The 24,876-nt window shown below is 67.8% G+C and carries 27 protein-coding genes and 1 pseudogene; 7 read left to right on the top strand and 21 right to left on the bottom strand.

Features of this window, described 5'->3' with window-relative positions; translation table 11 throughout:
- Window position 1: 1 nt before the first annotated feature.
- The 9 genes from rpsC to KVT44_RS22915 form a co-directional block, all read right to left on the bottom strand.
- The gene (rpsC, locus tag KVT44_RS22955; RefSeq protein ID WP_067367107.1) at window positions 2-838 is read right to left on the bottom strand and encodes a 30S ribosomal protein S3; all 837 of its coding nucleotides are present in this window, start codon (window positions 836-838) and stop codon (window positions 2-4) included.
- A complete protein-coding gene (gene rplV / locus KVT44_RS22950) occupies window positions 838-1,185 on the bottom strand; it encodes a 50S ribosomal protein L22 (RefSeq protein ID WP_003974262.1) in 348 nt (115 codons plus the stop codon). The genes rpsC and rplV overlap by 1 nt, the downstream gene beginning before the upstream one ends.
- A gap of 41 nt (window positions 1,186-1,226) precedes the next feature.
- Entirely contained in the window at window positions 1,227-1,508 is a 282-nt protein-coding gene (rpsS, locus tag KVT44_RS22945) for a 30S ribosomal protein S19 (protein WP_015035577.1), read from the bottom strand.
- Window positions 1,509-1,520: 12 nt separating this feature from the next.
- Entirely contained in the window at window positions 1,521-2,357 is an 837-nt protein-coding gene (gene rplB / locus KVT44_RS22940) for a 50S ribosomal protein L2 (RefSeq protein WP_030039757.1), read from the bottom strand.
- A 39-nt stretch (window positions 2,358-2,396) separates the two neighbouring features.
- A complete protein-coding gene (gene rplW / locus KVT44_RS22935; protein ID WP_099921128.1) occupies window positions 2,397-2,813 on the bottom strand; it encodes a 50S ribosomal protein L23 in 417 nt (138 codons plus the stop codon).
- Window positions 2,813-3,469 (bottom strand): 50S ribosomal protein L4, encoded by a 657-nt coding sequence (gene rplD, locus KVT44_RS22930; protein ID WP_060900353.1) that lies wholly within the window; start codon window positions 3,467-3,469, stop codon window positions 2,813-2,815. The genes rplW and rplD overlap by 1 nt, the downstream gene beginning before the upstream one ends.
- 5 nt (window positions 3,470-3,474) lie before the next feature.
- A complete protein-coding gene (gene rplC / locus KVT44_RS22925) occupies window positions 3,475-4,119 on the bottom strand; it encodes a 50S ribosomal protein L3 (RefSeq protein ID WP_030619125.1) in 645 nt (214 codons plus the stop codon).
- A gap of 17 nt (window positions 4,120-4,136) precedes the next feature.
- The gene (gene rpsJ / locus KVT44_RS22920) at window positions 4,137-4,445 is read right to left on the bottom strand and encodes a 30S ribosomal protein S10 (protein ID WP_003948644.1); all 309 of its coding nucleotides are present in this window, start codon (window positions 4,443-4,445) and stop codon (window positions 4,137-4,139) included.
- Between the two features lie 622 nt (window positions 4,446-5,067).
- Window positions 5,068-5,580, bottom strand: coding sequence for a hypothetical protein (locus tag KVT44_RS22915; protein ID WP_217568326.1), 513 nt, complete (start codon window positions 5,578-5,580; stop codon window positions 5,068-5,070).
- A gap of 1,198 nt (window positions 5,581-6,778) precedes the next feature.
- Here KVT44_RS22915 and KVT44_RS22910 point away from each other — a divergent pair.
- The 3 genes and pseudogenes from KVT44_RS22910 to KVT44_RS58190 form a co-directional block, all read left to right on the top strand.
- Entirely contained in the window at window positions 6,779-7,030 is a 252-nt protein-coding gene (locus tag KVT44_RS22910) for a hypothetical protein (RefSeq protein ID WP_217568325.1), read from the top strand.
- Between the two features lie 561 nt (window positions 7,031-7,591).
- On the top strand, window positions 7,592-7,822 hold the full coding sequence (locus KVT44_RS22905; protein WP_217568324.1) for a hypothetical protein: 231 nt from the start codon (window positions 7,592-7,594) through the stop codon (window positions 7,820-7,822).
- A 64-nt stretch (window positions 7,823-7,886) separates the two neighbouring features.
- Window positions 7,887-8,114, top strand: a pseudogene (locus KVT44_RS58190) (transposase family protein); the annotation flags it as partial.
- A 142-nt stretch (window positions 8,115-8,256) separates the two neighbouring features.
- Here KVT44_RS58190 and KVT44_RS22900 read toward each other — a convergent pair.
- The 8 genes from KVT44_RS22900 to KVT44_RS22865 form a co-directional block, all read right to left on the bottom strand.
- A complete protein-coding gene (locus KVT44_RS22900) occupies window positions 8,257-8,916 on the bottom strand; it encodes a hypothetical protein (protein WP_217568323.1) in 660 nt (219 codons plus the stop codon).
- 111 nt (window positions 8,917-9,027) lie between these two features.
- Window positions 9,028-9,489 (bottom strand): hypothetical protein, encoded by a 462-nt coding sequence (locus KVT44_RS22895; RefSeq protein ID WP_217568322.1) that lies wholly within the window; start codon window positions 9,487-9,489, stop codon window positions 9,028-9,030.
- 137 nt (window positions 9,490-9,626) lie between these two features.
- The gene (locus tag KVT44_RS22890) at window positions 9,627-10,160 is read right to left on the bottom strand and encodes a hypothetical protein (protein ID WP_254649718.1); all 534 of its coding nucleotides are present in this window, start codon (window positions 10,158-10,160) and stop codon (window positions 9,627-9,629) included.
- Window positions 10,161-10,224: 64 nt separating this feature from the next.
- Window positions 10,225-12,021, bottom strand: coding sequence for an alpha/beta hydrolase (locus tag KVT44_RS22885; protein ID WP_190169948.1), 1,797 nt, complete (start codon window positions 12,019-12,021; stop codon window positions 10,225-10,227).
- 8 nt (window positions 12,022-12,029) lie between these two features.
- Window positions 12,030-12,473 carry a hypothetical protein gene (locus KVT44_RS22880; protein ID WP_217568321.1) on the bottom strand — a complete coding sequence of 148 codons (444 nt, stop codon included), beginning with the start codon at window positions 12,471-12,473 and terminating at the stop codon, window positions 12,030-12,032.
- Window positions 12,474-12,620: 147 nt separating this feature from the next.
- The gene (gene mycP, locus KVT44_RS22875) at window positions 12,621-13,862 is read right to left on the bottom strand and encodes a type VII secretion-associated serine protease mycosin (RefSeq protein WP_217568320.1); all 1,242 of its coding nucleotides are present in this window, start codon (window positions 13,860-13,862) and stop codon (window positions 12,621-12,623) included.
- A gap of 46 nt (window positions 13,863-13,908) precedes the next feature.
- Entirely contained in the window at window positions 13,909-15,549 is a 1,641-nt protein-coding gene (locus KVT44_RS22870; RefSeq protein WP_217568319.1) for a WXG100 family type VII secretion target, read from the bottom strand.
- Window positions 15,549-16,022, bottom strand: a complete 474-nt coding sequence (locus KVT44_RS22865; RefSeq protein ID WP_217568318.1) for a hypothetical protein — start codon at window positions 16,020-16,022, stop codon at window positions 15,549-15,551. The genes KVT44_RS22870 and KVT44_RS22865 overlap by 1 nt, the downstream gene beginning before the upstream one ends.
- A 618-nt stretch (window positions 16,023-16,640) precedes the next feature.
- Between KVT44_RS22865 and KVT44_RS22860 the strand changes: the two genes are divergently transcribed.
- The 4 genes from KVT44_RS22860 to KVT44_RS22845 all read left to right on the top strand — a co-directional run bounded on the left by KVT44_RS22860 (window position 16,641) and on the right by KVT44_RS22845 (window position 19,706).
- Window positions 16,641-17,528 carry a helix-turn-helix domain-containing protein gene (locus tag KVT44_RS22860; RefSeq protein ID WP_217568317.1) on the top strand — a complete coding sequence of 296 codons (888 nt, stop codon included), beginning with the start codon at window positions 16,641-16,643 and terminating at the stop codon, window positions 17,526-17,528.
- Between the two features lie 182 nt (window positions 17,529-17,710).
- Window positions 17,711-17,875 (top strand): hypothetical protein, encoded by a 165-nt coding sequence (locus tag KVT44_RS22855; RefSeq protein ID WP_254649717.1) that lies wholly within the window; start codon window positions 17,711-17,713, stop codon window positions 17,873-17,875.
- A 103-nt stretch (window positions 17,876-17,978) separates the two neighbouring features.
- A complete protein-coding gene (locus KVT44_RS22850) occupies window positions 17,979-18,374 on the top strand; it encodes a hypothetical protein (RefSeq protein WP_308314077.1) in 396 nt (131 codons plus the stop codon).
- An 87-nt stretch (window positions 18,375-18,461) separates the two neighbouring features.
- Window positions 18,462-19,706 (top strand): cytochrome P450, encoded by a 1,245-nt coding sequence (locus KVT44_RS22845; RefSeq protein WP_190169942.1) that lies wholly within the window; start codon window positions 18,462-18,464, stop codon window positions 19,704-19,706.
- Here the strand turns inward: KVT44_RS22845 and KVT44_RS22840 are convergent.
- From KVT44_RS22840 to tuf, 4 genes are all read right to left on the bottom strand, one after another.
- Complete coding sequence (locus KVT44_RS22840) at window positions 19,696-22,755, bottom strand: glycosyl hydrolase 115 family protein (protein ID WP_217568316.1); 3,060 nt, start codon at window positions 22,753-22,755, stop codon at window positions 19,696-19,698. The genes KVT44_RS22845 and KVT44_RS22840 overlap by 11 nt on opposite strands.
- 193 nt (window positions 22,756-22,948) lie before the next feature.
- Entirely contained in the window at window positions 22,949-23,254 is a 306-nt protein-coding gene (locus KVT44_RS22835; protein ID WP_217568315.1) for a DUF6193 family natural product biosynthesis protein, read from the bottom strand.
- A gap of 53 nt (window positions 23,255-23,307) precedes the next feature.
- Window positions 23,308-23,430: a hypothetical protein gene (locus KVT44_RS60070; protein WP_302832085.1), complete on the bottom strand. Its 123-nt coding sequence runs from the start codon at window positions 23,428-23,430 to the stop codon at window positions 23,308-23,310.
- Window positions 23,431-23,539: 109 nt separating this feature from the next.
- Entirely contained in the window at window positions 23,540-24,733 is a 1,194-nt protein-coding gene (tuf, locus tag KVT44_RS22830; protein ID WP_060900339.1) for an elongation factor Tu, read from the bottom strand.
- Between the last annotated feature and the right edge of the window lie 143 nt (window positions 24,734-24,876).

The following is a 24,876-nucleotide window of genomic DNA, read 5'->3' as shown; positions in this document are numbered from 1 at the left end:
GTCAGGCCTCCGTTCCGGTGCTCTCAGCCGGAGCGGCAGCCGCCGGAGCCTCGGCCTTGGGGGCCTCGGCAGCGGGAGCCTGCTGCGGCTTGCGGCCGCGGCCGCCACGCTCGCCACCACGGCCACCACGGCCGGCCGGGCGGTCGTTGCCGCCACCACGGGCCGGGCGGTTGCCGGCGCGGGCAGCGGCGTTCTCGGCGCGGACCTCGGCGATGTTCTTGACGTCGCCCTTGTAGATCCAGACCTTCACACCGATACGGCCGAAGGTCGTCTTGGCCTCGAAGAAGCCGTAGTCGACGTTCGCACGGAGCGTGTGCAGGGGCACACGGCCCTCGCGGTAGAACTCCGAGCGGGACATCTCGGCGCCGCCGAGACGGCCACCACACTGGATCTTGATGCCCTTGGCGCCGGCCTTCATCGTGCCCTGCATGCTCTTACGCATGGCACGACGGAAGGAGACGCGGGAGGACAGCTGCTCGGCAACGGCCTGAGCAACCAGCTGAGCGTCGGTCTCGGGGTTCTTGACCTCGAGGATGTTCAGCTGGACCTGCTTGCCCGTGAGCTTCTCGAGGTCACCGCGGATGCGGTCGGCCTCGGCGCCACGGCGGCCGATGACGATGCCGGGACGCGCGGTGTGGATGTCCACCCGCACGCGGTCACGGGTGCGCTCGATCTCAACCTTCGAGATGCCGGCGCGCTCCATGCCGGACGTCATCATCCGACGGATGGCGACGTCTTCCTTGACGTAGTCCTTGTACAGCTTGTCGGCGTACCAACGGGACTTGAAGTCCGTGGTGATGCCGAGCCGGAACCCATGCGGGTTAACCTTCTGGCCCATTACCGGGTTCCTTCCTTGCTGCTGACGACCACGGTGATGTGGCTGGTCCGCTTGCGGATCCGGTAGGCACGGCCCTGGGCACGCGGACGGAACCGCTTCAGGGTCGGACCCTCGTCGACGTACGCCTCGGAGATGAAGAGGCTGTCGGCGTCGGTGTGGTCGTAGTTGTGCGCGGCGTTGGCAATGGCGCTGTCAAGCACCTTGCCGACCGGCACGCTCGCGGCCTGCGGGGCGAAACGCAGGACCGCCTGAGCCTCCGTGGCATCCATGCCACGGATAAGGTCCACCACGCGGCGGGCCTTCATGGGCGTAACGCGGATGTACCGCGCCTGGGCCCTGGCTTCCATGGTTGTCCTTCCAGTGTCTGTCATGGTCATTCCACCCCGCGTTAGCGGCGCTTCGACTTCCGGTCGTCCTTGACGTGACCCCGGAAGGTGCGCGTCGGCGAGAACTCGCCGAGCTTGTGGCCGACCATCGACTCGGTGACAAACACCGGAATGTGGGTCTTGCCGTTGTGCACCGCGATCGTGTGGCCGAGCATGGCCGGGATGATCATCGAGCGACGGGACCAGGTCTTGATGACGTTCTTGGTACCGGCTTCGTTCTGAGCGTCCACCTTCTTTACGAGGTGGCCGTCAACGAAGGGTCCCTTCTTGAGACTGCGCGGCATCTAAACCCGCTCCTAGCGCTTCTTGTTCGTCTTGCGGCGGCGGACGATGTACTTGTTCGAAGCCTTCTTCGGCGAACGAGTACGACCCTCCTTCTGACCCCACGGGGAGACCGGGTGGCGACCACCGGAGGTCTTGCCCTCACCACCACCGTGCGGGTGGTCAACCGGGTTCATCGCCACACCGCGGACGGTCGGGCGAACGCCCAGCCAGCGCTTACGGCCGGCCTTACCCCAGTTGATGTTGCTCTGCTCGGCGTTGCCGACCTCGCCGACCGTGGCGCGGCAGCGCTGGTCGACCAGGCGGATCTCACCGGAAGGCATACGAAGGTGGGCCATCGTGCCCTCCTTCGCGAGCAGCTGCACCGAGGCACCGGCGGAGCGGGCGAACTTGGCACCGCCACCGGGACGGATCTCGATCGCGTGGATCGTGGTACCGACCGGGATGTTGCGGAGGGCCAGGTTGTTGCCCGGCTTGATGTCGGCCCCGGGACCGTTCTCGACGCGGTCACCCTGCTGCAGGTTGCGCGGGGCGAGGATGTAGCGCTTCTCGCCGTCGGCGTAGTGCAGCAGCGCGATGCGCGCGGTGCGGTTGGGGTCGTACTCGATGTGCGCGACCTTCGCCGGCACGCCGTCCTTGTCGTGACGACGGAAGTCGATCACTCGGTAGGCGCGCTTGTGTCCGCCACCCTGGTGGCGAACGGTCACACGACCGGCGTTGTTACGGCCGCCCTTGCTGTGCAGCGGGCGGACCAGCGACTTCTCCGGCGTGGACCGCGTGACCTCGACGAAGTCGGCGACGGAGGAGCCACGGCGGCCCGGCGTCGTCGGCTTGTACTTGCGGATTCCCATTTCTCAGTCCTCGTCCGATATTCGGACCAGGGCGCTCCGTTAGGAGGCCTGGCCGAAGATGTCGATACGGTCGCCCTCAGCGAGGGTCACGATGGCGCGCTTGGTGTCAGCACGCTTACCGAAACCGCTCTTGGTGCGCTTGCGCTTACCCTGACGGTTGATCGTGTTGACGCCGGTGACCTTGACCGAGAAGACCGCCTGGACGGCCTGCTTGATCTGGGTCTTGTTGGCGCCCGGCGCGACGACGAAGGTGTACTTGCCCTCGTCGAGCAGCGCGTAGCTCTTCTCCGAGACGACCGGCTTGAGGAGCACGTCACGGGGATCCGTGAAGGACTTGCTCAGCGGGGTCTCGACGGTGTTCTTGCCCTCGGCCTCGTGGCGCTTCGCCTTGGCGACGCGCGCGGCCTTGGCGGCCTTGGCCGCCTTGGAGGCAATGCTCGGGTGACGCGTAGCCATCAGGCTTCGCTCCCTTCGGTGTCAGCGGCCTTGGGGCCAGACACGAAGGACTCGAAAGCGGCCTGGGTGAAGACCACGTCGTCCGAGACGAGAACGTCGTACGTGTTCAGCTGGCCCGGCTCCAGGATGTGGACCTGGGGCAGGTTGCGCGCGGAGAGCAGCGCGGCCTCGTCGGAGCGCTCGATGACCAGGAGCACGTTCTTGCGCTCGCTGACCTTGCCGAGGAAGCTCTTGGCGGCCTTGGTGGAGGGGGTCTCGCCCTCGATCACGCCGGTGATGACGTGGATGCGAGCGTTGCGGGCCCGGTCGGTGAGGGCGTGGCGCAGGGCCGCGGCCTTCATCTTCTTCGGGGTCCGCTGCGAGTAGTCACGCGGCGTGGGGCCGTGGACGACGCCACCGCCGGCGAACTGCGGCGCACGGGTCGAACCCTGGCGCGCGCGGCCGGTGCCCTTCTGACGGTAAGGCTTCTTACCGCCACCGCGGACCTCGCCACGACGCTTGACCTTGTGCGTGCCCTGACGGGCGGCGGCCAGCTGTGCGACGACGACCTGGTGAAGCAGCGGAATGCTGATCTTCTCTACGTCGAAGATCTCGGCCGGGAGCTCAACGGTCCCGGCGGTGTCGCCGGAGGGCGACAGAATGTCAATGGTGCTCATAGTCCTCAGGCCCCCTTGGCCGCGGTGCGGACCAGGACGAGGCCGCCGTTCGGACCAGGAACCGCGCCCTTGATAAGGAGCAGGCCCTTCTCCGCGTCAACGGCGTGAACGGTCAGGTTCTGGGTGGTGACCCGCTCGTTGCCCATGCGACCCGCCATGCGGAGGCCCTTGAACACACGACCCGGGGTGGCGCAGCCGCCGATGGAGCCGGGAGAGCGGTGCTTGCGCTGGGTGCCGTGACCGGCGCCGAGGCCCTTGAAGTTGTGACGCTTCATGACACCGGCGAAGCCCTTGCCCTTGCTCTTGCCGGTGACGTCGACCTTCACGCCCGCCTCGAAGACCTCGGCGGAGATCTCCTGGCCGAGGGTGTACTCGGAGGCATCCGCGGTGCGGATCTCGACGAGGTGACGACGGGGGGTGACGTCGGCCTTGGCGAAGTGACCCTTGAGGGGCTTGTTCACCTTGCGCGGGTCGATCTCGCCGAAGGCGATCTGGACCGACTCGTAGCCGTCGCTGTCGTTGGTACGCACCTGGGTGACGACGTTGGGGCCGGCCTTGACGACGGTGACCGGAACAACACGGTTGTTCTCGTCCCACACCTGCGTCATGCCGAGCTTCTCGCCCAGGATGCCCTTGATCTGCTTAGCCATTCTCAGATCACCGATCCCTAGAGCTTGATCTCGATGTCGACACCGGCCGGGAGGTCGAGTCGCATCAGAGAGTCAACGGTCTTGGGCGTCGGGTCGAGGATGTCGATCAGGCGCTTGTGCGTGCGCATCTCGAAGTGCTCGCGCGAGTCCTTGTACTTGTGCGGCGACTTGATGACGCAGTACACGTTCTTCTCAGTGGGCAGCGGCACCGGGCCTGCGACCGACGCACCAGTGCGGGTCACCGTCTCGACGATCTTCTTCGCCGAGCTGTCGATGACCTCGTGGTCGTAGGCCTTGAGCCGGATGCGGATCTTCTGTCCCGCCATGGCTACTCAGTAGTCCTTTGTCTCGTGAAAACGCTCTGGTGCCCGGGGGCAGATGTCCCGCTCTCCGACCCACGCGGTCGGGTGTGTCGCGCTCCTGCTGACAGGGATATCCACAAGGGATTTCCCTACCAAGGGACGCGGCTCAGCCCAAAAGACAACCGCAGGACCGGGGGCAGGCTGCATTCGATATTCCAAATGCGTGACCACCGGGCGCCTGGTCTGCACCCCGCTGACACTTCCCGGAAGATTCCCGTACGTCCGCCCGAGCGCTGCCTGACGACAGATCGGGCGACGAGTACTGTGGGACTCGCTTCCAGTCCTCCCGGCGGGAGGCGCGCAGCATCGGCACTCGACCGAGCAACTCCGACAGTCTGCCATACGGGGCGGGGGGCTGGCCAATCGAGCCGAGGATCGTACCCCTTGAGTGACGCAGGTCAAACCCTGGGCGCGCGCGTACCCCGGCCGAGGTCGCTCTGGTCGGCCTTGGGGTGCCGTCCGGGGCGCACCGTGACGACGAGTGGAAGTCCACTCACAGTACGTGACCTTCTCTAGAGCCACAGGACGACGAACACGCGTACGACACAGCTCAAGGAAGTACCCCTTGCTCGGGGACCCGCCGACCTCACAGTTTGCCGGTGACGACTCCGCGCCAGGTCCACCCCGCGCCGAGGACGGCGTCCTGCAGGGGGTTCTTGAGTGCAGAGCTGTCGAAGCTGAACGTCTCGGTCGCTTCGAGGCCGCCGTCCTTGCCCCCGCCGAGCGTCCACTGCTTCGAAACCGTCTGCACCTGACCCCGTTGGACCTCGGCCGAGATGGACAGCCTGGGGGTGTCGCCGAGCCAGGTGACCTCGTACTGCTGGTCCAGGGAGCGGACCTCGTTCTTCTCCGGGACCAGGCGCATCCGGACCTGGAACACCCGACTCACCCGGGTACGGGCGAAGAAGCTCTGCCAGGCCGGCTCCAGCATCCGCCACTCCCCCACCAGGTCGGCGCCCTCCGCGCGGCCGTCCCGGATGACGTACGGGACGTCAGAGCGGTTGAGGCCGAGCAGCGCCGCGCGGACCTCGGCGGCGGGTCGCGGGGCGACACCGCCGGCCGGACGCTTGGTTCCGGTCAGCTTGTCGAAGAGTCCCATGAGATCAACCTATGACGAAGCCGCGCCGGCGTCCGGGCGGACCGTGTCCACGAAGTCCCGGAAGTCGTCCAGGACAGCGGGGTGTTGGGACGCGGTGGCGGTCAGGACCAGGCGGATCACTGACGGCTTGCGCGGGGCGGCGGGGTCCAGCTGGTTGGGGCCGGTGTCGGATCCGGCGCCACCCTCGGCCAGAGCGAGGCCGGCGCCGACGGGTGGGTCTCCGAAGGAGAGAGCGAGGCCTCCGGCCCCGGCGTCGGGACAGCGGTCCGGAGACCATGGCGGGCGCCGAGTCAGGCCCCCTACGACAGGCTTCCCGAGAATCGGGCGTCGCGTGGGAGCACGTTCTGGGAACAGCGACCGGTCCGGACGACCCGCTTCTAGACCGTTTCATCGCCGTCGAGTCGGCCGCAGGTCTGTCCGGTCAGCTGAGGACGATCACTCAGGTGGCGCCCTGAGAAGCCCCGACCTGCCCGGTAGCGGCCTCGCGCCGACCCTCGCCGCCGTCAAAAGCCCTGCCCCCGCCCGGCTGACGGGCGGGGCCGCCCTCGAGGTCGTTCGCTCGGCAAGCACTTCGCTGCTGATCTCCAGCTTCGCGGCCCCTGGAGTGGAAGATGTCGTGACGGAGAGAGTGGAGGCGGTCGGCCGACGCGTCCAGGTGGACCTCCTGCTTGAGGAGTCCACTCAGGCATCGGCGGCCTTCCCGGCGCTGCCACCCAAGGTCGCCGTCTGACACCGGGTGGCGTCCGTAGGCGTGCTGCACACCAAACTGATCGCTGCCGACCGGCACACTGCCTTCCTCGGTCCGAGGCGTGGGCGCGGCTTACCGAGGCGGTTGCTGCGGGGCGGATTTCCTGACGACCTCGCGCGTGGTTGGCGGCGAGCTGTCGAAGGCCGTGGTTCCACCCGGTGCCGCTCTGTCCGGCACTGCGCGCCCGCAGGCAAATGAGCGGTTCCCCGTCATGGATGACGCAGAGCCCAAGAATGCCAGTCTGATCGACCGCCACGTAGGGGGCCTCACAGGTTGGCGAACTGACCTGTGGAGGGAGTGCAGAGATCCGTGATCGCCACTTTGATTCGGGCTGGCGGATCTGATCGATTGATAGGTTGAGGGACAGTTCCGCCATGCCGGAGCACAAGAGGTAACACGCAGGCCCCCGTTGAGGTGAGGCCGAGCAGGCATACGGGGAGGGGTCCACGGGTGGCGTGGGACGAGTGGGAGCAGCTGAAGTCCGAGGCGGCGAAAAAGCAGTCGTCACATATGCAGCTCAACCAGCTCGCGCCCTCGGGAGGCGGCGGGGGTGGCGGCAAGAGTGCCTGGGGTGACCTCACGGTCAGCCAGAAGGACCTTGCCTCGGTCGGCTCAGCGGCGCACGACCTGTTCGACGACTTCGGGCGGTACAGCGATCACGCCCGTCTCTCCTCCATGGCTGCCGCCGACGGACTCGATTGACGACGCGCTTGCCCGGCACCATGTGAACTTGCCCAAGGACGGCACCGACGATCTCGTCCGCAACGCCGTCAACGCAGGCTGGGACGCCAGTAGTGAGTACCTGAGCAACACGAAGGAGCGTCCCTAGTGGGGAAGTCACAGAACAGCCCGACGCCGTTTACTTCTTGGCGGAACACAAGAGTCGTCCTTCTTTTCCTAGTGGTTCTCGGGCTCTTCTGCGGCGCCGGATGGACTTTCCTGAATAAAGGCATCTATCTACTCCCCGGTAAAATGTGCGAAGGCACTCTCGAACGGGACATGGTCAAAAGCGTGCTGCCGTCGGCGCGATCGGCCGACAGTGGCTCCGACAGCCAGGGCCCGGGGAATGGGCTTACTTTCTGGTGTCATGTCACCACCAGCAATGACTCGTCCATCTCCGGGGAAGCCCGGGTCCAGCCCACCTCGCGTGAGAAATGGCTCGCCTACTATCGAGGATCCGGGAGCCAGAATCGGATCATCCGCGTCTCCGTCGGCGAGATAGAAGCTCTGGCTCAGGTTGATCCCGGTGCGGACACTTCATCGGTGTACGTGCCCTGTGCTCCGCCAGGTGTCCCCTCCTACAACGCCTCCCAGCCCTATGCCGTCGTCGGAGAGGCCCGCATCCACGGACTTGCCAAGGCCACGGGCGTGCCGCTGCGGCAGGCTCTGACGGACTTCGCCTACCAACTAGCCAAACACGCCTACAAACTGGCCGAGTGCAAGGATCCCCGCGACTTTCCCGAGGAACTGCCCCGCTACGAGAACGCCCGATGAAGGACGAGGAGATCCTCGCGTACTTCGATCACCGCGGTCGGGCCGAGCTGCGTACCGGCCGCATCGGCGCGCCGCAACTCTGGACATCCCGACCCTGACCGACCTCGGCCACGAGATAGCCGGCGACGGCTACCGCCACCCCGTCAATAAGCCCCAGGGCCGCGAACTACTCCTCGAACAGCAGACGTTCAAAAAGGTGATCCGCGGCATCCGCAGCGTCGCCGAACGCGCCAACACCCTACTGAAGGTCACCTTCAAAGCCCTGCACAGAGTCAGCCTGGACCCTGCGCGGGGCGGCGTGCCAGGCCGGCCCCTTCGCCGCGCTGGCTCATCCCACCCGAGAACGGCATCATGCGCCGCGCCTGAGGCAAGAGGCATCCCGATGACCCGGCTCCAGCCGACGAGCACCTGCTCCGCACGCCCGTTGAGGCGTCTCAGCGGCGCAGCTGGAGGGGCGCCTGCTGGCTCGGGAGCTCCGGGTCGCCGTACGCGCCCATGGGAGTGCCCGACGGATAGCGCGCACATTCGGCATACGCACGCACCATGAGACGGTCACCGGGGTACGCCTCGACCGTGACGGTGTCATCGGTCCCCGGAGGCCGCACACTCAGCTCGTTCCGGAACTTGCTCTCGTCATACGAGGTGACCTTCCACCCCTGCCGGCCCAACTCGCCCCTCGCCCGCCGAAGCGCTGCCTTCGCCTGCGTCGGGGAGACCCCCTTGAGCGCCCACTCACTGTCCACGTCGACCACGCCCGGCACACTCGGCGGGGAGTCGCTCAGCTGCTTGGACAGGTTGCTGAAACCCCGGTAATAACAGCTGGAACCGTCGGCCTCCACGCCGCCCCCGGGCCAGTTGTCGGCCAGTTCCGCATCGAACAGCCTCAGTGCGTCATAGACGTGCTGGGTGTGGCCGTCCAGCCGCTGCGCCGTTGCCGCCGGGTCCGCCACCGGGTACGGATCGCCCTCCAGGAACCGGTCCAGCCCCTGGGCGACCCACACCACACCGCCGCACGCCACTGCCGCGGCCAGCGCCGCGGCCAAGACGTTGATCGCCTTGCGGCGCCGTCCGAAGCCGGTGTTTCTCTGTGTCATGTCCAGCATCGTCCGCACCGCGAGCATGAGTACGTGTGCTCAACCTCCGCCGACTCCCCGCTCACCCCGGTTATGCGCACTTCAAGCTCGTCACGGTGTCTCACCGAACGCTCAGAGCTTGAGCACTCCCCGCCAGGTCCATCCGGCGCCGAGCACCACGTTCCGCAGAGGGTCCGTCATCTCCCGGGTGTCGAAGCGGAACGTCTCGACCTTGCGCCGGCGGCCGTCGGGGCCCTGCTTGGTCTCCCACTGCCGGTACACCGCGGGCGCATGCCCACGTCCGTACTGCGCATCGGCGTGGTCGGACGAACGGTTCTCCCACCGCTCGTGGAGGAAACGCACCTCGCGTTTCTCCGGAAGCAGGCGCACCCGGGTCTTGAGGGCCACGCCCACTTCCCGGATCCGGCACTCCGCGACCAGATTGGCCTTCTCCTTGGGGAGGGCGTTGCGCACGCGGAACGGCACATCCGACCCGTTGAGCGCGAGCAGCGCGGCCCGGAGTTCCACGGCCGGCAGCAGTACGACACCGCTGTCGGGGTACCTGGTGCCGGTCAACTTGTCGAAGAAGCCCATCGGATCAACCTGCCTGAGTATGCGCGCGCGGATGAAACGAGTACGCCTCCCAATGCCTCGGGCGTCCATCGCTGATGGGGTTCTGCCGCTCCTCGCCTGGGCGCTACCCCACGACCGTGCCACCTGTCCAGGCCGTATCAGAACTGCTCGATCTTCTGGCCATCCGGAACCTGATAGCAGCCGGATACGACGAAGAAGCTGAGGTTCGACGGATTATCCTTGGCCTGGTAGGTGATTTTGACGCTGAATTTCTTCGTGTCGTTGTCGGCCGTAAGGCTGAGGTTCTTGTTTCGGCTACTGTCCGGTCCGTATTCGACAACCTCCCAGCCATGCTTGGGCAGTTTTGACTTCAGCTGTTCCATCGCGCCATCGAGCTGCTCGGACGAGGTCGGAGTGAAGGACCAGGAATGGAAGATCTGGAAGTACTTGTCCGGGTCCTTCTTTCCGCACTCCTTGACTCCCGGCCCGGTGTCGGATGCCTTCCCTTTGAGGCCGATAAGGTTGTACAGCTCGCTGGAAGTCTTCTTCGCACCCTCGGCGGCGTCACTCGACGTGCTGACGCCGGAAGAAGGGATGTCGTCGGAATTGTTGGTGTCAGTCATGCTGCATCCGGTGAGGGTCGCAAGGGCGATGGGCAGGGTGAGCGCGATTGCGCCCAGTTTCGTCTTCAAGTCGGGGACCTCGTTTGATCGAACCGGAAAACGGGCCGGTCTGTCGGTCGGGCAGCCATGCTTCCTACTTCACATGCGCCCAGGGGTCCGGCGGCGGCTTCAGCTCTACGTCGTCACCCTTGCCGACCGCGACCCGGGCCTGGTTCCGCAGGCTGTCCGAGCCCGCATCCCAGTAACCGCTGTGGCCCTCGGTATCCGTGGTCATCTGGTTGGCACCGAAGCTCGGATCACTGGGAACGACCCAGCCATCCCCACCATGGCCGAAACGACCGATGTCCGGAACAGGATCTCCGTCGGCCTCCTCGTTCCACACGTGCCCCGCGGGGACGTCCAGGTCCGTTGCGTGGGAAACCTTGACGCCGGGGCTGCCAGCGAGGACAACGTCATCGGCGTTGAGCTGCCCCGTCTGGGCCGCGGCGCCGACAAGGGTCGTTCCGTACGAGTGAGCGATCACAGTTCGGTGCGGATCCGAATCACCGGAATGCGACGCGTCAAGGCCGTCCATGAAGTCGCGGAATGCCGGAGCGCCGTCATATGCGTAGTGTTCGAACGGCGAGTCTTTGACGAGATTCTGAGGCGCGTCGTAGCCGAGCCAGGTGATCGTAGAAACAGACTCGCCATGCGCCTCGGTATTGGCCACACGCCACAGGTCCGTCATTCGGCCGATATCGCCGTTGATTTTTCCCAGATTCGATGTTGTGCCCGGCACATACACTGCCTGATGATCAGCGGTGTCAGGATTCCCGTTGGCGACAATCGCGCGCCCATTGCCGTCCGCGTTGAACCCCAGCAGGTACGCCTCGGGCAGCCCACCATTACCCGTCGCGTCGAAGCGGGTCTGGATCGACTCCATGCCCTTGAGAGATGTGGTGAGGTGGTCGTACCGGTCCCCGTACTTGTTGTACCACTCCATCCATTCATCGGTATGCACCTTGGACGCGTAGCCCCCGGCGCTGATCCAGGTCCACTCATTGAGCGGCGCCGCCGGTATCGAATTCAGCTCTGTCTGCATCTTGCCCCGTGCCTCGTCGAACACGATGCGGTTGGCCTCGTCCCGAACCGTGGCAGGTAGCCCGTCGAGCGCGCCCACGGAGTCGGGATGCATGGAGACCCACGCGGCCTGCTCCTCCGCGCTGAGTCCCTTCCACCACTCCGCGTTGTCCTTCGGGCTGCCGTTCGTGGGTGGCTGCGGCAGCGAGTCGAGATACTTCTTGCCCGCCTCGCTCACACCCTTCGTGTCCGAGGAAGCGTCGGCCCAGTCCTTGTCGGAGACGGTCAGATCGTCGTCCGCCTTCAGCGTCCGCAGCTTCGGCGCCCACTTCTCGTCGGCCTCCGTCGCCTCCTTGAGGGCAGCGGCGATCTGGTCCGCGTAGTCCTGTGCGAGGCGGTGGTTGGGGTTGGGGTCGAAGTTGGCCGCCTGACGGCCCACCGCGGAGGCCGTGCCATCCGTCAGGCCGCTCACCGTGCCGCCTTCGGGGATCTTGCCGTCCTCGCCCTTCTCTCCACTCGGCGGATAGGTGATCGAGCCGTCGGCATTCACGGTGAGCTTCGCCGCCTGCGCGCCTTCGAGCGCCGCGTCGAGCTTGCTCTTGGCCGCTCCCACCTCGTACGAGAAGGCTTCGAGAGCCGTACTGACGAGACCGCATTCGACCTGGACGTAGTGGAAGTTCTTGCCCAGTTCCGTCAGCTGATTGATCGCCGCGGTCGCTGCCTCGCCTTTCAGGGAGTTCCTCATGGCCACGGCGATCTGGTTGTCGATGCGGTCCTTGGCCGCGCTCGCCATGTCAGACGTGCTGCGGTAGCCGTCAGCCGCGTCCGAGAACTCGGTCGGTTTGAGGGCTTTGAGCGTTGCAAGGTCCATGCTTGTGCTCACTGCCCCTTGGCCTGGCCGCCGACAACCGGCGTGTCCGCGTACTCGACCTTCAGATTGCCGATCTCGACCTCAACCGCCTCGTCGGTCGCCAGTTGGGCATTGCCCGTCTTCTCCAGCAAGCCCGCCAACTTCCCGCAGCGCCCGCTCACGTCCCGGACGTAGCGCTCCCACGAGCCGTAAACGTCCTTCTGGGCCCCTGCGGTCAGGCAGCCTGAGTCCTTGCCGAAGCCTTTCTGACCGTCCGCCAGCTTCCCCAGTGCCTTGCCGATGTCCTCACGGAGTGATCCGACACCTTCCCCGGCCTTGGCCCAGGCCGGCCTGTTCGACACCAGCGTGCCGCCGGCACCACCCGGATCCATCGGCACGTGGTTCAGCTGCATCCGGGCCGAGTTCCGCTCAGCCGCTACGGTTTTGAGCTGCTCCCACTCCTCCCACGCCATGCGTGGTCCCTCCCCCGTGTCTCGTCGCACACCGACGAACCCATGTAAACGTGCGGCAGCAATGCTGCGGTGATCACGCAACACCGTAGCGTCACCTCGTCAGGCGTCTCATCCGTACCGGCAACCATCAGGCGTGAGTACCCGTACTCAGGTGCCCCTGGCGTGTCGGCGCCTGCCGACGACCACGGCCGTGACGGCTCCGCCGAGCAGTACGGCAGCACCGACGCCCAGCCCGATCCAGAAGAGGCCACTGCCTCCGTCCTCGGCGGAAGCCGCGACCGCGGTGCTGTTCTCCTTCGACTTGGCACTTGTGCCGTTGGGGGCCGTGGCCTCTACCGACGGAGATGCTGAGGCCGCGGCCGCGAGGTCAGGGAGGGGATACGCGTGGGCGGAGCCCGGATCACCGGGATCCTGCAGGGCGACGCGGGGGCGCACGATGCCGTAGCCGATGGAGTCGTTGCGCTTCGCGCCGTCCGTGGGGCCGCCGATGGTGTTGAGCATGACGCGCAGGACCTGGTTGTTGGTCCAGGTCGGGTGCTTGGACCAGATGAGGGCGGCGCTGGCGGAGGCGAGGGCGGTGGCGTCGCTGGTGCCGTGGGAGCGGCACAGGCCCGTGCCGTTCGGGCATCCGGAGTACATCTCTTCGCCAGGCGCGGCAATGTCCACCTGCGGGCCGTACTCGGACTCAGTGGTCTTGCGGAGGTCTTTGCCCACCGCGCCCACGCCGACCACGCCCGGAGTCGCGGCGGGGTACTCCACTGGGTTTCCCTTGTCTTCGCTGCCGCTGTTTCCGACGCCAGCAAAGATCAGCGAGCCCTTGTCCAGCGCGTACTTCACAGCGGCAGTGAGTTGCTCCGATCCTTCGGGCACCGCCATCGAGATGTTGATCACCTGTGCACCGGAGTCAACGGCGTAGCGAATCCCGCGGCTCACGGTCTCGCTGAACTCCTTGGTGTATCGGACGCCGTCCAATCCCCTGTCAGGTGTCCGTACCGGGAGGATCTTGGCTCCTGGTGCGAGGCCGAAAGTGCCAGCGCCCCCGTTGGCCTTGCCTGTGCCGGCAATCAGAAGGGCCATCCCGGTTCCATGCCCCTCGTAATCCGTGTGCTCGTCGCCGGGTGAGTCTGGTGCCTCGTCCATGCCGGGGAGTATCTGCCCCTTCAGGTCGGGCAGGTCAGCGTTCACACCCGAGTCGATGACGGCCACGGTAATGCCCTTGCCCGTGCTGGTCTGCCACATCTGCTCGGCCTTCATCGCCGTGAGGTGCCACTCTCGCTCCCGGATGGACTCCGCGTAGGCGGGCGTGGCCGCAATGCCCACCAACAGCAGGCCCACGGCTCCGGAGACGGCACTCCCAAGGCGGGCGTTCCCTATCGTGCTGGCAGGCATCTGCATCCTCTGGGTCTCATGTGCAGGCTCGGTCGACTTCTGGTGGCTAGGTCTCCAAGCGGCCATTCTGCTGCCCGGTCTCCTGCTCCTCGGTTCGGTTGCCGGCCGTCTTGCCCTGCTCGCTATTCCGTCTCGGCGAGTTCGATGTCCGGGAACCGTTCGGCGGCGCGCCCGTACGCCCGACAGCGCTCGACGTGGGCGTAGCGCCATCGGAGTCCTGGTTTCGCACCAATCCCGACCCACCGCGAGTGAACGGCCCGGTTCCCGAGCGTTTCTGCGGCTGTGGGCGGCCACCCACTACGCCGCTCTTTGGACCGGTTCCCGTGCCCCGCAGCTCAGGTGTCACGCGCTGTCCATTACGCGCTGCACCGGTACTGGCAGTGGGCTTTGGACCATTAGCACCGCGACCAGGCGTGCTGGGTGTTTCACCCCCCACGACGGTGCCGCGCGGCAGCCCACGGGCGGGCCGAGCAGCAGCCGGTCCCGGGGCCGGTGACGTGGCACGGCCACCGACGATGCCGTTACTGCCCGGCGCCCGTCCGGGAGTTGCGACTGCCACCCCGCGTCCCAGGGGGACCGCAGGACGACCTCCGACCATCGGACGTGCCGTGCCTGTCGGGCTCCCCGGCTCGGCAACACCTCCGATACCTCGTACGCCTCGGGAGACTGGTCCCGCCGGTCCAAGCCTGGGCTGAACCGAAGGACGGCCACCGGCCGTGGTGCGCTCCGGACCCGTCAGGCGTGCGGGCGAACCCGGCACGCCACTCGGCATCGGCGGAATCGTCCCCGCGGGCGGCGAACCACCGACGTCAGCCCTGCCACCGCTCGGCGGGCCGGCCGGATTCACGGGAGGTGCTGAGGGCGCTTGCGGCAGTGCCTGCGTCCCGTCGATCTTCACGCCCACATGTTCCGAGGCTTCGGGGCGCGATCGTTCAACTGTCCCAAGCGAGCCGGATTCATCGCTTATACCTCCTCCGCGCCCAGTGGCCTCGACCGCAGTTCTCGGCGCCCCGGAGGAGAACGAGGCGGGAACCGTGTGTCTGCTGGATGGCGTGTCGGTGGCACCCCCTCCGGTCGACACGACTTCGTTTGACCAGACACTGTCCGGATCAGGCTGAATCGCCTTCGGCGGCGGCGGAAACTTGGGCCTCTCCAGTCCGTCCAGCTGCGTGGCCGACAGCGAGTACGTCTGGCCCAGCTTCCGCATCTGCGCGGCCGCCTCCTGGCGCACCTTCTCCTTGTCCGCCGCCAGCGCCGCGAGTTCGCTCGTGGACTTGCTGCTCACCGTCGCCGCGTCCGGGTCGTTGTGCGCCGCTTGCGCCGCGTCCAGGTTCGCCTGGGCGCTCTTGGTGTCGCGCGGGATGGACGCCTGCGCCGTGGCGATCGCTCCCGAGGCCTCGCCCAGCCACTTCGCGGCGCCCTCGCTGAAATCGCCCAGGCGCAAAGTCGAGTTGGCCAGGTCGCCGCTCCACGTGCGGAACGCGTCCGCCCCCTCGCCCTTCCACTCCACGTACTGCGGACGGACCTTGAGTTCCTCCGCGATCTTGCGGATCTCCTCGGCTGCGGCGATCAGCCGGTCGGCGGCGCCCTGCACCGTGCCTGCGTTCGCCTGGTCCAGCCACGCGAGCATCTGCTCGTGGCTCATGTCCTCGAAAGACGTACCGCCGCCGGTCCCCTTGTCGGACATCAGATCGTGCCTCCCGAGTCGCCGCCCGCGGGTGTCTGGCCCGAGTTCGGCTCGCTGCCGCCATGGGTCTTCTTCGGCAGCGCGGGGTCGTAGCTCCCCCCGTAGTGCTTCGTCGTCTCCGTGCTGATCGCCGTCATACGGTCGCGGATGTCCAGGTCGATGTTCTGGTAGCCCTTGTGCGAGGCCAGTACGGCGATGCCCATGCCCTCCATCGAGTCGGACAGCAGTTTCGACAGGCTCTCCAGCTCGGTGATCACCGTCTCGTACGAGGTGAAAAGGCCGGACGCCTCTGCCCACGCCGCGCTCCCGCCGCCGAACTGGTGACGTGCGAGTTGCTCCTGCCCCACCTCGCCCGGTCCCGCCGCCGAACCCTTGAGGTCACGGATCAGGTCGTCGACCCGCTTCTGGAACTTCGTGAACGACGACAGTTCGGTGACCACATCACCGATCGCGTTCTGCGCGGCGTCGAACACGCTCGACGCCCACGACGACGGTCCAGGCGCCGCCCCACTATCGCTCGGCAACACAATCTCTCCCCCGTACAGCCAAAACAGCCGAAGCTTCACCAGCAACTCTAGCTATCGGCTGTGACAGTCCACAGACAGCCTCTGGCGGAGAGTGAACGGAATCGGGCCATTCCGAGGGGCGGCTCGGCCAGTCGCCGAGGCCGGTGAGGAAGAGCATGACCCCACTCAACCCCGCTACAGGAGACGGCACATGAGTGTCCGTACTCATATGCGGGAGCGGGAGTTTCCAAGTGCCCGTCCGGGCCGAACTCGATCTCGCAGCACCGGAGCACCGGAGCACGGCGGAGCGGGTTCCGGTGCTGCCTGCGATCTTCCCCAAGAAACACGAGAGGGAAAGAATCCCCACCAAGCCCCACCCCTCCCGCCCGCCGAAACGGCGACCACCGCGCAAACTCACTCCCGCGAGTGAATATGCCCAACTCGGGTCGATTCGGGAGTGGTTGCCTGCCTTACGCTCAGCGCGACAGAACGCAACCGCAGACATGCGGCAGACATGCGACGGCCCCCGCCGGGACGGCAATCCCAGTGCGAGGGCCTGACCACCGAGGAAGTAGGAGCTTCCCGATGGATACCGAAAACCCTAGCGCGCCCCCGCGCGCCCAGTCCCGTATCGCGGGCAAAAACCACCCCCACCAACACGCGCGGCAGCCACACGCCCGCCCCGTCGGCGTCATCCACGACAACACCCGCCACACCACCCGCTTCACGGTGATCGGCAACCACCTCGCCCAGCACCCGGAGCTCTCAGGACTCGCGATCGGGCTCGCCGTCTACATCCAGTCGCTCCCCACCGGCGCCCGCGTCGGCATCAAGACCCTCGCCGCCCGCTTCCCCGAAGGCCCCACCCGGATCGCCGCCGCCCTGCGCGAACTCGAAACCCACGGCTACCTCCGCCGCACCCGCGAACGCACCCCCGGCGGCCGCATCGTCACCCGCACGATCTCCTGCAACCAGCCCGGACACCACGGAACGCCGGCCGACACCCGCAGCAGGACCGCCCGACGCCCGGACCCAGCCGAACGCCCGCCCCGCAAGCGCCTCCCCACCGTGCCCCAACCCGCGCACTCCTCCCCCACCCTCCTCCGGGCCGCCACCGACCTCCTCGCCGACCTCCGCCGCCACGACCCCCGCCTGCTCTTCTCCGTCACCGACACGGAGCACCTGGCCCCCGGAGTCGCCGCCTGGCTGGAACGCGATCTCACCCCCAGCGCCGTACAACGTGCGCTGACCGCGGACCTGCCACGGGAGGATCTACGCCGCCCAGCCGCCCTTCTTGCCCATCGACTCGCCGCGCAACTGCCGCCTCCGCCACCGTTCCGCGTGCCCGCGCCGCCCCCGGACGTACGGCATCCGCTCCAGAACTGCGAGGGCTGCGACCGCGCCTTCCGCTCGCCCGGCCCCGGCCGCTGCCGCGAATGTCGATGCTCACACGACGGAGGCCGCCCAGCATGAATATGCCGATCCTTGCCGCCCCCGCCCCCGTCGACTGCGGCCCGAAGGAGGTCCTGCGGCAGCACCGCCGGCTCCTTGGACGTGAGGTTCCTGCATTGGAGTCCGCCGCTGCGGCGACGCAGGACTCGCCCTCACCAGTGCCCCAGCCGGATACCCTGGCCGGGGCACTCCTGGAGGACACCATGAGCACACTGGCCGACCACGGACACGAGCTGATCCCCCGTCCCGAGCAGAACCCGGACGCACTCCGCGCCGCTCTCGCCACCGTTGCACCGGGCCGCCTGGAGGAGACGCAGGCCACGAAGGACGAAGCCTTCGCCACACGCGCAGAGCAAACTGGAGCATGAGGACCCCGTCACCGCCCAGGAAGCCCTGCGGGAGCTGAGCACCGTCCTGGACGACGCCATGAAGGCAGTGCGCGGTTGAGCTGGAAGTGGGAGTACGCCTTCGGTGCGGAAGAAGCCGCCCGCACCGCTCCCGCCAACTTCCTCACCAGGGTGGAAGAGAAAGCCTGGGCTTCTGACGACCGCAGCACACATCCGAAGACGCCTCGAGAAAGTCATGCCGACCGAGTGCGTGGCTCACACGGGCACCCCGGACGTGGAGGACCTGCCCGAGGGCATCCTGCGCCACCCCGACGTCATGCTGATCGCCGAGGCGGACATGGAGGGAGACGGGTCCTTCGGCCCTCGTACGATCATCGCCGCCACCGAGATCGTTTCCCGCTCGAACCCGGACAACGACTGGGTGAGCAAGGTGCGGGACCATCCGTTGCACGGCGAAGACGTCACCATCGCCGAAGGGACGATCTCTACCGCGGACCTGCCCCGGTACCCGAACGAGTAAGCCGGACCGCGACAACGACGGCATTCCGCTGCTCCGCCTGGAGCACTCCCGCGCGACACCCCACCCCCGCCCGACGATGCTGAACGCATGGCAGAAGAGACCGGCACACTCGCCGAGCGGCCCGAGCAGCCTCTTCCCCCTGTTCGGGACTGGCCCGCCGGTGAGCTGAACGCCACCGAGTTCGAGCCGGTGCTCGCGGAGCTGATGCGGGAGGGGCCGCTGACGCGGATCCGGCTGCCGTACGGGGAGGGCTGGGCGTGGCTGGCGACGCGCTACGACGACGTGAAGATGATCACGAACGATCCCCGGTTCAGCCGGCGGGAGGCCTCCGTCCGGCAGGTCACGCGACTGGCGCCGCACTTCGCGCCGCGCCCCGGGGCCCTGGCCTGGGCCGATCAGCCCGACCACAACCGGCTCCGGAACGCCGTCTCGGCCGCCTACACCGTGAGCGCCGTGAAGCGCCTGCGCCCCCGTGCCCAGGAGATGCTCGACGCCCTGGTGGACGGTCTGGTGGCGGACGGCCCCCCGGCGGACCTGGTCGAGCGGGTCCTCGAACCCTTCCCGATCAACGTCGTCTGCGAGGTCATGGGCGTACCCGTCGACGAGCGGCAGAAGTTGCACGACTGGACACGGGAGATCATCAGCACGGCGGGCGGCGCCGAGGCCTCCGAGCAGGCCAAGAAGGGGCTCTTCGGGTGGATCGGGGAGGCCGTCCGCGAGCGCCGCGACAGCGAGAGCGACGGTGACAGCGAGGACGTGCTGTCGCTGCTCGGTGGTGCCGTGCGGCGGGGCGAGCTCGGCCTGGAGGAGGCGATCAGTGTCGCCGGGCCGCTCCAGATCGGCGGCGAGGCTGTCACCAACAACAGTGGCCAGATGTTCTACCTCCTCCTCACCCGGCCCGACCTGCTGCAACGCTTCCGCGACGACCCCGCCTCCCGCCCGGCGGGCATCGAGGAACTCCTGCGTCACATCCCGCACCGCGCCGCCGTCGGTCTGCCCCGCATCGCCACGCGGGACGTCGACATCCACGGCACCCTCGTCAGCGCGGGCGACGCCGTCTATGTCTCCTACCTGGCCGCCAACCGCGACCCGGACGTCTTCCCCGACCCCGACCGGATCGACTTCGACCGGGACGCGGGCGCCCATGTGTCGTTCGGCAACGGACCGCACTTCTGCACGGGCGCCGTCTTCTCCCGTATGCAGATCGAGCTGCTGATCGACACCCTGCTCGAACGTCTGCCCGGGCTGCGCCTCGCCGTGCCCGCCGATCAGGTCCCCTTCCGGCAGCGCACGATGATCCGCGGTCCGGTGGCCTTGCCGGTCACCTGGTGACACCCCGGTCCACACGGTGACTCTCCGGCGGGCCCAGGTACGTCCGCCCGAGTCCACCCGTGTCGATCACCAGCCGTTGCAGCACCACCGTCGGGTCGACCATCCAGAACTTCAGGCGGTGCACCCCGGGAGCGGCAACCTCATGCCTCGTCGACGTCACGTTCACGTTGTCCGAGGTGTTGCGGGCCCACTGGCTGTTCATCAGGCCGTCGTCGGCTCCCGTGGCCGCGTGGATGTCGACCGTCCGCGGCGGCGCGTCGTCGAAGGAGAGCGCGTAGCGCAGGCCGCCCGTCGGGAGGGCCGGGTTGCGCGGGGACAGGTACGCCCACACGGTCACCGTGCCGGCGCTCAACAGGCTCACCTCGTACTCCAGGCGGGGGGAGGCCGGGCCGCCCGGCGTCCGGCGCGGGGCCGTCACGGGGTACGGCGTCATGCCCGCCCCGGTGCGGCCGACCCGGTCGACCCGCCGCCAGGCGCCCACCGCCCGTACGCAGTGCTCCGCGTCCATCGCCACATACCCGCCCGCCTCGACGAATCCCCGCAGCCCGCGGCCGGCCGGGTGCTCGGCGATCACCGGCACGACCACCGAGGCTCCCGCACCGCTCACCGTGATCCGGGCCTGTGTACGGCCGTGCGGCGCCCGCGACCAGTCCGCCTTCACCACCGCCCGCGCCTGGTCCCGGACTCTCCCGCGCGGACGGTCCACGGTGATCCACGGCTCCGAGGCCTCGATCCGGTAGTCGAAGGCGTCCCGGCCCCGGTTGAACACCTCGATGTACGGCGCCGGACCCGTCCGGTACGGGCTCAGCACCGCCTCCGCGCCCGGGGAACCGTCGACCGCCACCCCCAGCTCGGCGCCCGGCGGCAGTTCGATGCGGCGCACCGCGGGGAACAGAACGTCCGGCAGTGCCACGTTGTTCAGCTCCGGCTGCTGCCAACTCGCGTTCGGGCCGTAGCGCGCCACATCGCCGTAGTCGATGTGCGGCTGCGTCTGGAAGCCCGCCCATTTGCCGCCCGCGACGCCGTGGTTGAAGCGTGCGGCGAGCGCGAAGTCCCGTTCCAGGGCCGCCTCCGCCGCCGCGGCCAGGTCGTTCGTCGCCGCCCGGCCCTGGGCGGCGTAGAGCAGGTTCGTGAACTCGGCCTCCCGCAGCTCGTACAGGTTGGCCGTCGCCTCGACCTCGTAGCCGACGAGCTCGAACCACGCGTCCCGCGCCGAGTCCGGGAGCCGTAGCGCGATGTGCCCGGCCCGCGCCGCGAGCGTCCGCCACTCCTGCGTGACCTGCTCGAGTTCGCGGCCGTAGAAGGGGGTTGCCTGGTCGTCGTACACCACCGCGCCCGATGCCGGGTCGAGGGTGATCCGGCGGTTGAGGAGTTCCGGCTTGCGGCGCGACTGGAGTTGTCCGTACGTCGCCAGTACGTCCGCGATCGCCGCCGCGTCCTGCGCGCCGAAGTTCTGCCGCGCGTACCGCCTCTCCCACTCGCCGAGCGCGGCAGGCTCGTCCCAACGGCCGGGATTCCAGGCGTAGTCGAGGAAGAACTCGGTCGGCAGCTCGTTGCCCTTGAGGTCGCCGACGTTCGTCACCCACAGCCCGTGGTTGCCGTACGCGTGCGCCTGGTGGAGCTGGTCCCAGAGGTTGGGCAGGTTGGCCGTGTCGACCCACTTGTAGTTGCGGCCCGCGCCCACGTAGTCGAAGTGGTAGTAGAGGCCGTAGCCGCCGGGCCGCGCGGGTTCGGCCGGGTCGGGGTGCTTGCGGATGTTGCCCCAGTTGTCGTCCGTCAGTACGACGGTGACGTCGTCCGGAGCCCGCAGCCCGCGGTCCCAGTACCGCTGGACCTCCTTGTAGAGCGTCCACACCTGGGGGACCGTGGCCGGGTCGCGGCCCGTCACCTCGGCGATGATCGTCCGCTGCGCGTGGATGATCTCCCGCATCAGCTCGACGCCGTCGCCGTCAGGCAGGCTGGTGTCGCCGTTCCCGCGCATCCCGAGGGTGACGACGCCCTCGAAGTCCTGGTCGGCCATCCGGCGGATGCCGTCGCGCCAGTACTCCTTGAGCGCGTCGGCGTTGCGGCGGAACGACCACTCCCCCGTACCGCCGTACGGGTCATGGCCGGGCGTGACGACGGTTCCGGCGCTGTCGCGCACGGCGGGTACCGCGTGCCGGTTCCACTCCTCGATGCCCCGCATCATGGGCGCCTCATGAGACGTGCCCATGACAATCCCGTACTCCTTGGCGCGGGCGTGGTTGCGCGGATCGTCCTCGGCGAAGGCGCGGCCCCACACCGCAGGCCACAGGTAGTTCGCCTTCAGGCGGAGCAGCACCTCGAAGACCTTCGCGTAGAAGTCGGCGTTGAAGCCGCCCTCGTGGCCGGGCGCCCTGCCGGGCCCGAAGTAGGCGGGGGCCCAGGTGCCGAGGGCCGGGTTCTCGTCGTTGATGAAGATCCCGCGGTACTTCACCGCGGGGGTGCCCTGTGTGTGCCGCCCCGGCAGCACGTGGAGCGCGTCGCGGTGGACCGGGCGTACGTCGTCCCACCAGTACCAGGGCGAGACGCCGATGCCGTACGAGACGTCGTACGCGCCGAAGATCGTGCCGCGGGGGTCGCTGCCCGTGATGACGAAGGCCCGGTCGACGCCGGGCATCGGCCGCTCCACCACGGTCTGCAGGGAGGTCTCCCACCGTCCCCGCACCCCCGTGACATCCAGCTTCCCGGTGGCGATCAGTCCGTCGATCAGCGGGCTGCGCCCGATCGTCCCGACGAGCACGACCTCCCGGGCCATCCCGTCACCGGGCCGTACGTCCGTCACCCGTTCGAGGTCGTCACGGAGGTCGCCCGCCACCCGTACGACTCCGGGGTGGTCCTCCGGGGAGACCACGACCGGCGCGCCCACCAGCGAGAACGCTCCACCGGTGAAGGAGATGTACGCGCCGGGGTCGGTGGGCCGCGGCTGCCCAGCGTCCGCCCACGCCACTCCCGACAGGCCCGGCCACGCCGCGAGCCCCGCACCGAGCCCGGCACCGAGAACGGTTCTGCGACTGACGTCTCCAGACATGCCTCACCCCTCGTTCCGACGGCGTACGAATTTGCTCAGCGGCATGACAAATAGTGGAGGGAGGGTCACGCGGGGGGAATGGGTCGTCGGCGTCGAATACTTTCGGAGGCCGTCATCACGCTCACGGAGGCCGTCATCGGCTTACGAAGGCCGTCATCGGCATACGAAGGCCGCCAACGGGTTACGGAGACCGTCATCGGCAAAGATCGTCGGCGGTGCCGGCCACGGCCGGGCCGAGTCCCGCCGGAAGGTGGGCCACGACCAGGGCGACGGCCGCTTCCGCCGTGTCGGTCTCGCCGAGGAGGGTCCCGGCGCGGGGCACGAAGACCTGGAAGCGCCCGTCGTGCCGAGGCAGGACGCTCGGCACCCGCAGCGCGTACGGGTACCGGGTGCAGCTGCTCAGATGCAGGGCGAAGTGGCCGGTGTACGGATACAGCTGCCACAGTGTCCGTTCCGCGCGGGCCGCCTCGATGAGGTGCACGATGCCCGGGTAGCCCACCCCTGGGCGGAGGCCTCCTGCCGCTCGCGACGCCACTGCCACGCCGGCGCCGGCTACCGCCACCGCGCCTCCACGGCATCGGCCGGGCCACGCCGATGCGCCGCCGCCACGTCCGGAAGAACCGGCTTCGTCGGCAGCGGCCGACGTCCCACCGCGCCCAGGTCATTGGAATCCACGCACGCAGTGTGCGCGATGGGCATGGCAAAGGGGCCCGTACGACCGAAGTCGTACGGGCCCCTTCAAGGAGCTCGCGAGGAGCTACCAGGCTGTCAAGCCAACAAGGACTTACTTGTTGATCTTGATGACCTGGCCGGCGCCCACGGTCCGGCCACCCTCACGGATGGCGAACTTCAGGCCCTCCTCCATGGCGACGGGCTGGATGAGCGAAACGGTCATCTCAGTGTTGTCGCCCGGCATGACCATCTCGGTGCCCTCGGGGAGGGTCACAACGCCGGTCACGTCCGTCGTACGGAAGTAGAACTGCGGACGGTAGTTGTTGAAGAACGGCGTGTGGCGGCCACCCTCGTCCTTGGACAGGATGTAGGCCTGGGCCTCGAACTCGGTGTGCGGCGTGACCGAACCGGGCTTGATGATGACCTGGCCGCGCTCGACGTCCTCGCGCTTGATGCCACGGAGGAGCAGACCGACGTTCTCACCGGCCTGGCCCTCGTCGAGCAGCTTGCGGAACATCTCGATGCCGGTGACCGTGGTGGTGGTCTTCTCCTGCTTGATGCCCACGATGTCGACGGTCTCGTTGACCTTGAGGACACCACGCTCGATACGACCGGTGACGACGGTGCCACGACCGGTGATCGTGAAGACGTCCTCGATCGGCATCAGGAACGGCTTGTCGACGTCACGCTCGGGCTGCGGGATGTTCTCGTCGACGGCCTGCATCAGGTCGAGGACGGTCTGGCCCCACTCCTTGTCGCCCTCAAGGGCCTTGAGCGCCGAGACCTTGACGACCGGCAGGTCGTCGCCCGGGAACTCGTACTCGGAGAGCAGCTCGCGAACCTCGAGCTCGACGAGCTCCAGGATCTCCTCGTCGTCCACCATGTCGGCCTTGTTCAGGGCGACGACGATGTAGGGAACGCCGACCTGGCGGGCCAGGAGCACGTGCTCCTTGGTCTGCGGCATCGGGCCGTCGGTGGCGGCGACCACGAGGATGGCGCCGTCCATCTGCGCCGCACCCGTGATCATGTTCTTGATGTAGTCCGCGTGACCGGGGCAGTCGACGTGGGCGTAGTGACGCGTCTCGGTCTGGTACTCGACGTGCGCGATGGAGATGGTGATACCGCGCTGGCGCTCCTCAGGAGCCTTGTCGATCTGGTCGAAGGCCGAGGCCTCGTTCAGGTCCGGGTACGCGTCGTGCAGCACCTTGGTAATGGCGGCCGTGAGGGTCGTCTTACCGTGGTCGATGTGACCGATGGTGCCGATGTTGACGTGCGGCTTAGTCCGCTCGAACTTCGCCTTCGCCACTGGGTCCTCCTGTGGAGTGGTTCTGGTACGCCTTACTCATCGGCGCCAGGTGATCTTTGCTGGGATGCCGCCCGCCGGGGTTCTCCCCCGGGGGACGATCTCTCGTCCCCTTGCCGGTTCGAAGCCCCGGCGGTCGGTGTCAA

It is taken from the genome of Streptomyces sp. GbtcB7 (genome assembly GCF_019091445.1).
GTDB classification, from domain to species: Bacteria; Actinomycetota; Actinomycetes; order Streptomycetales; family Streptomycetaceae; genus Streptomyces; species Streptomyces mirabilis.
This window is presented reverse-complemented; position numbering and strand designations above follow the sequence as displayed.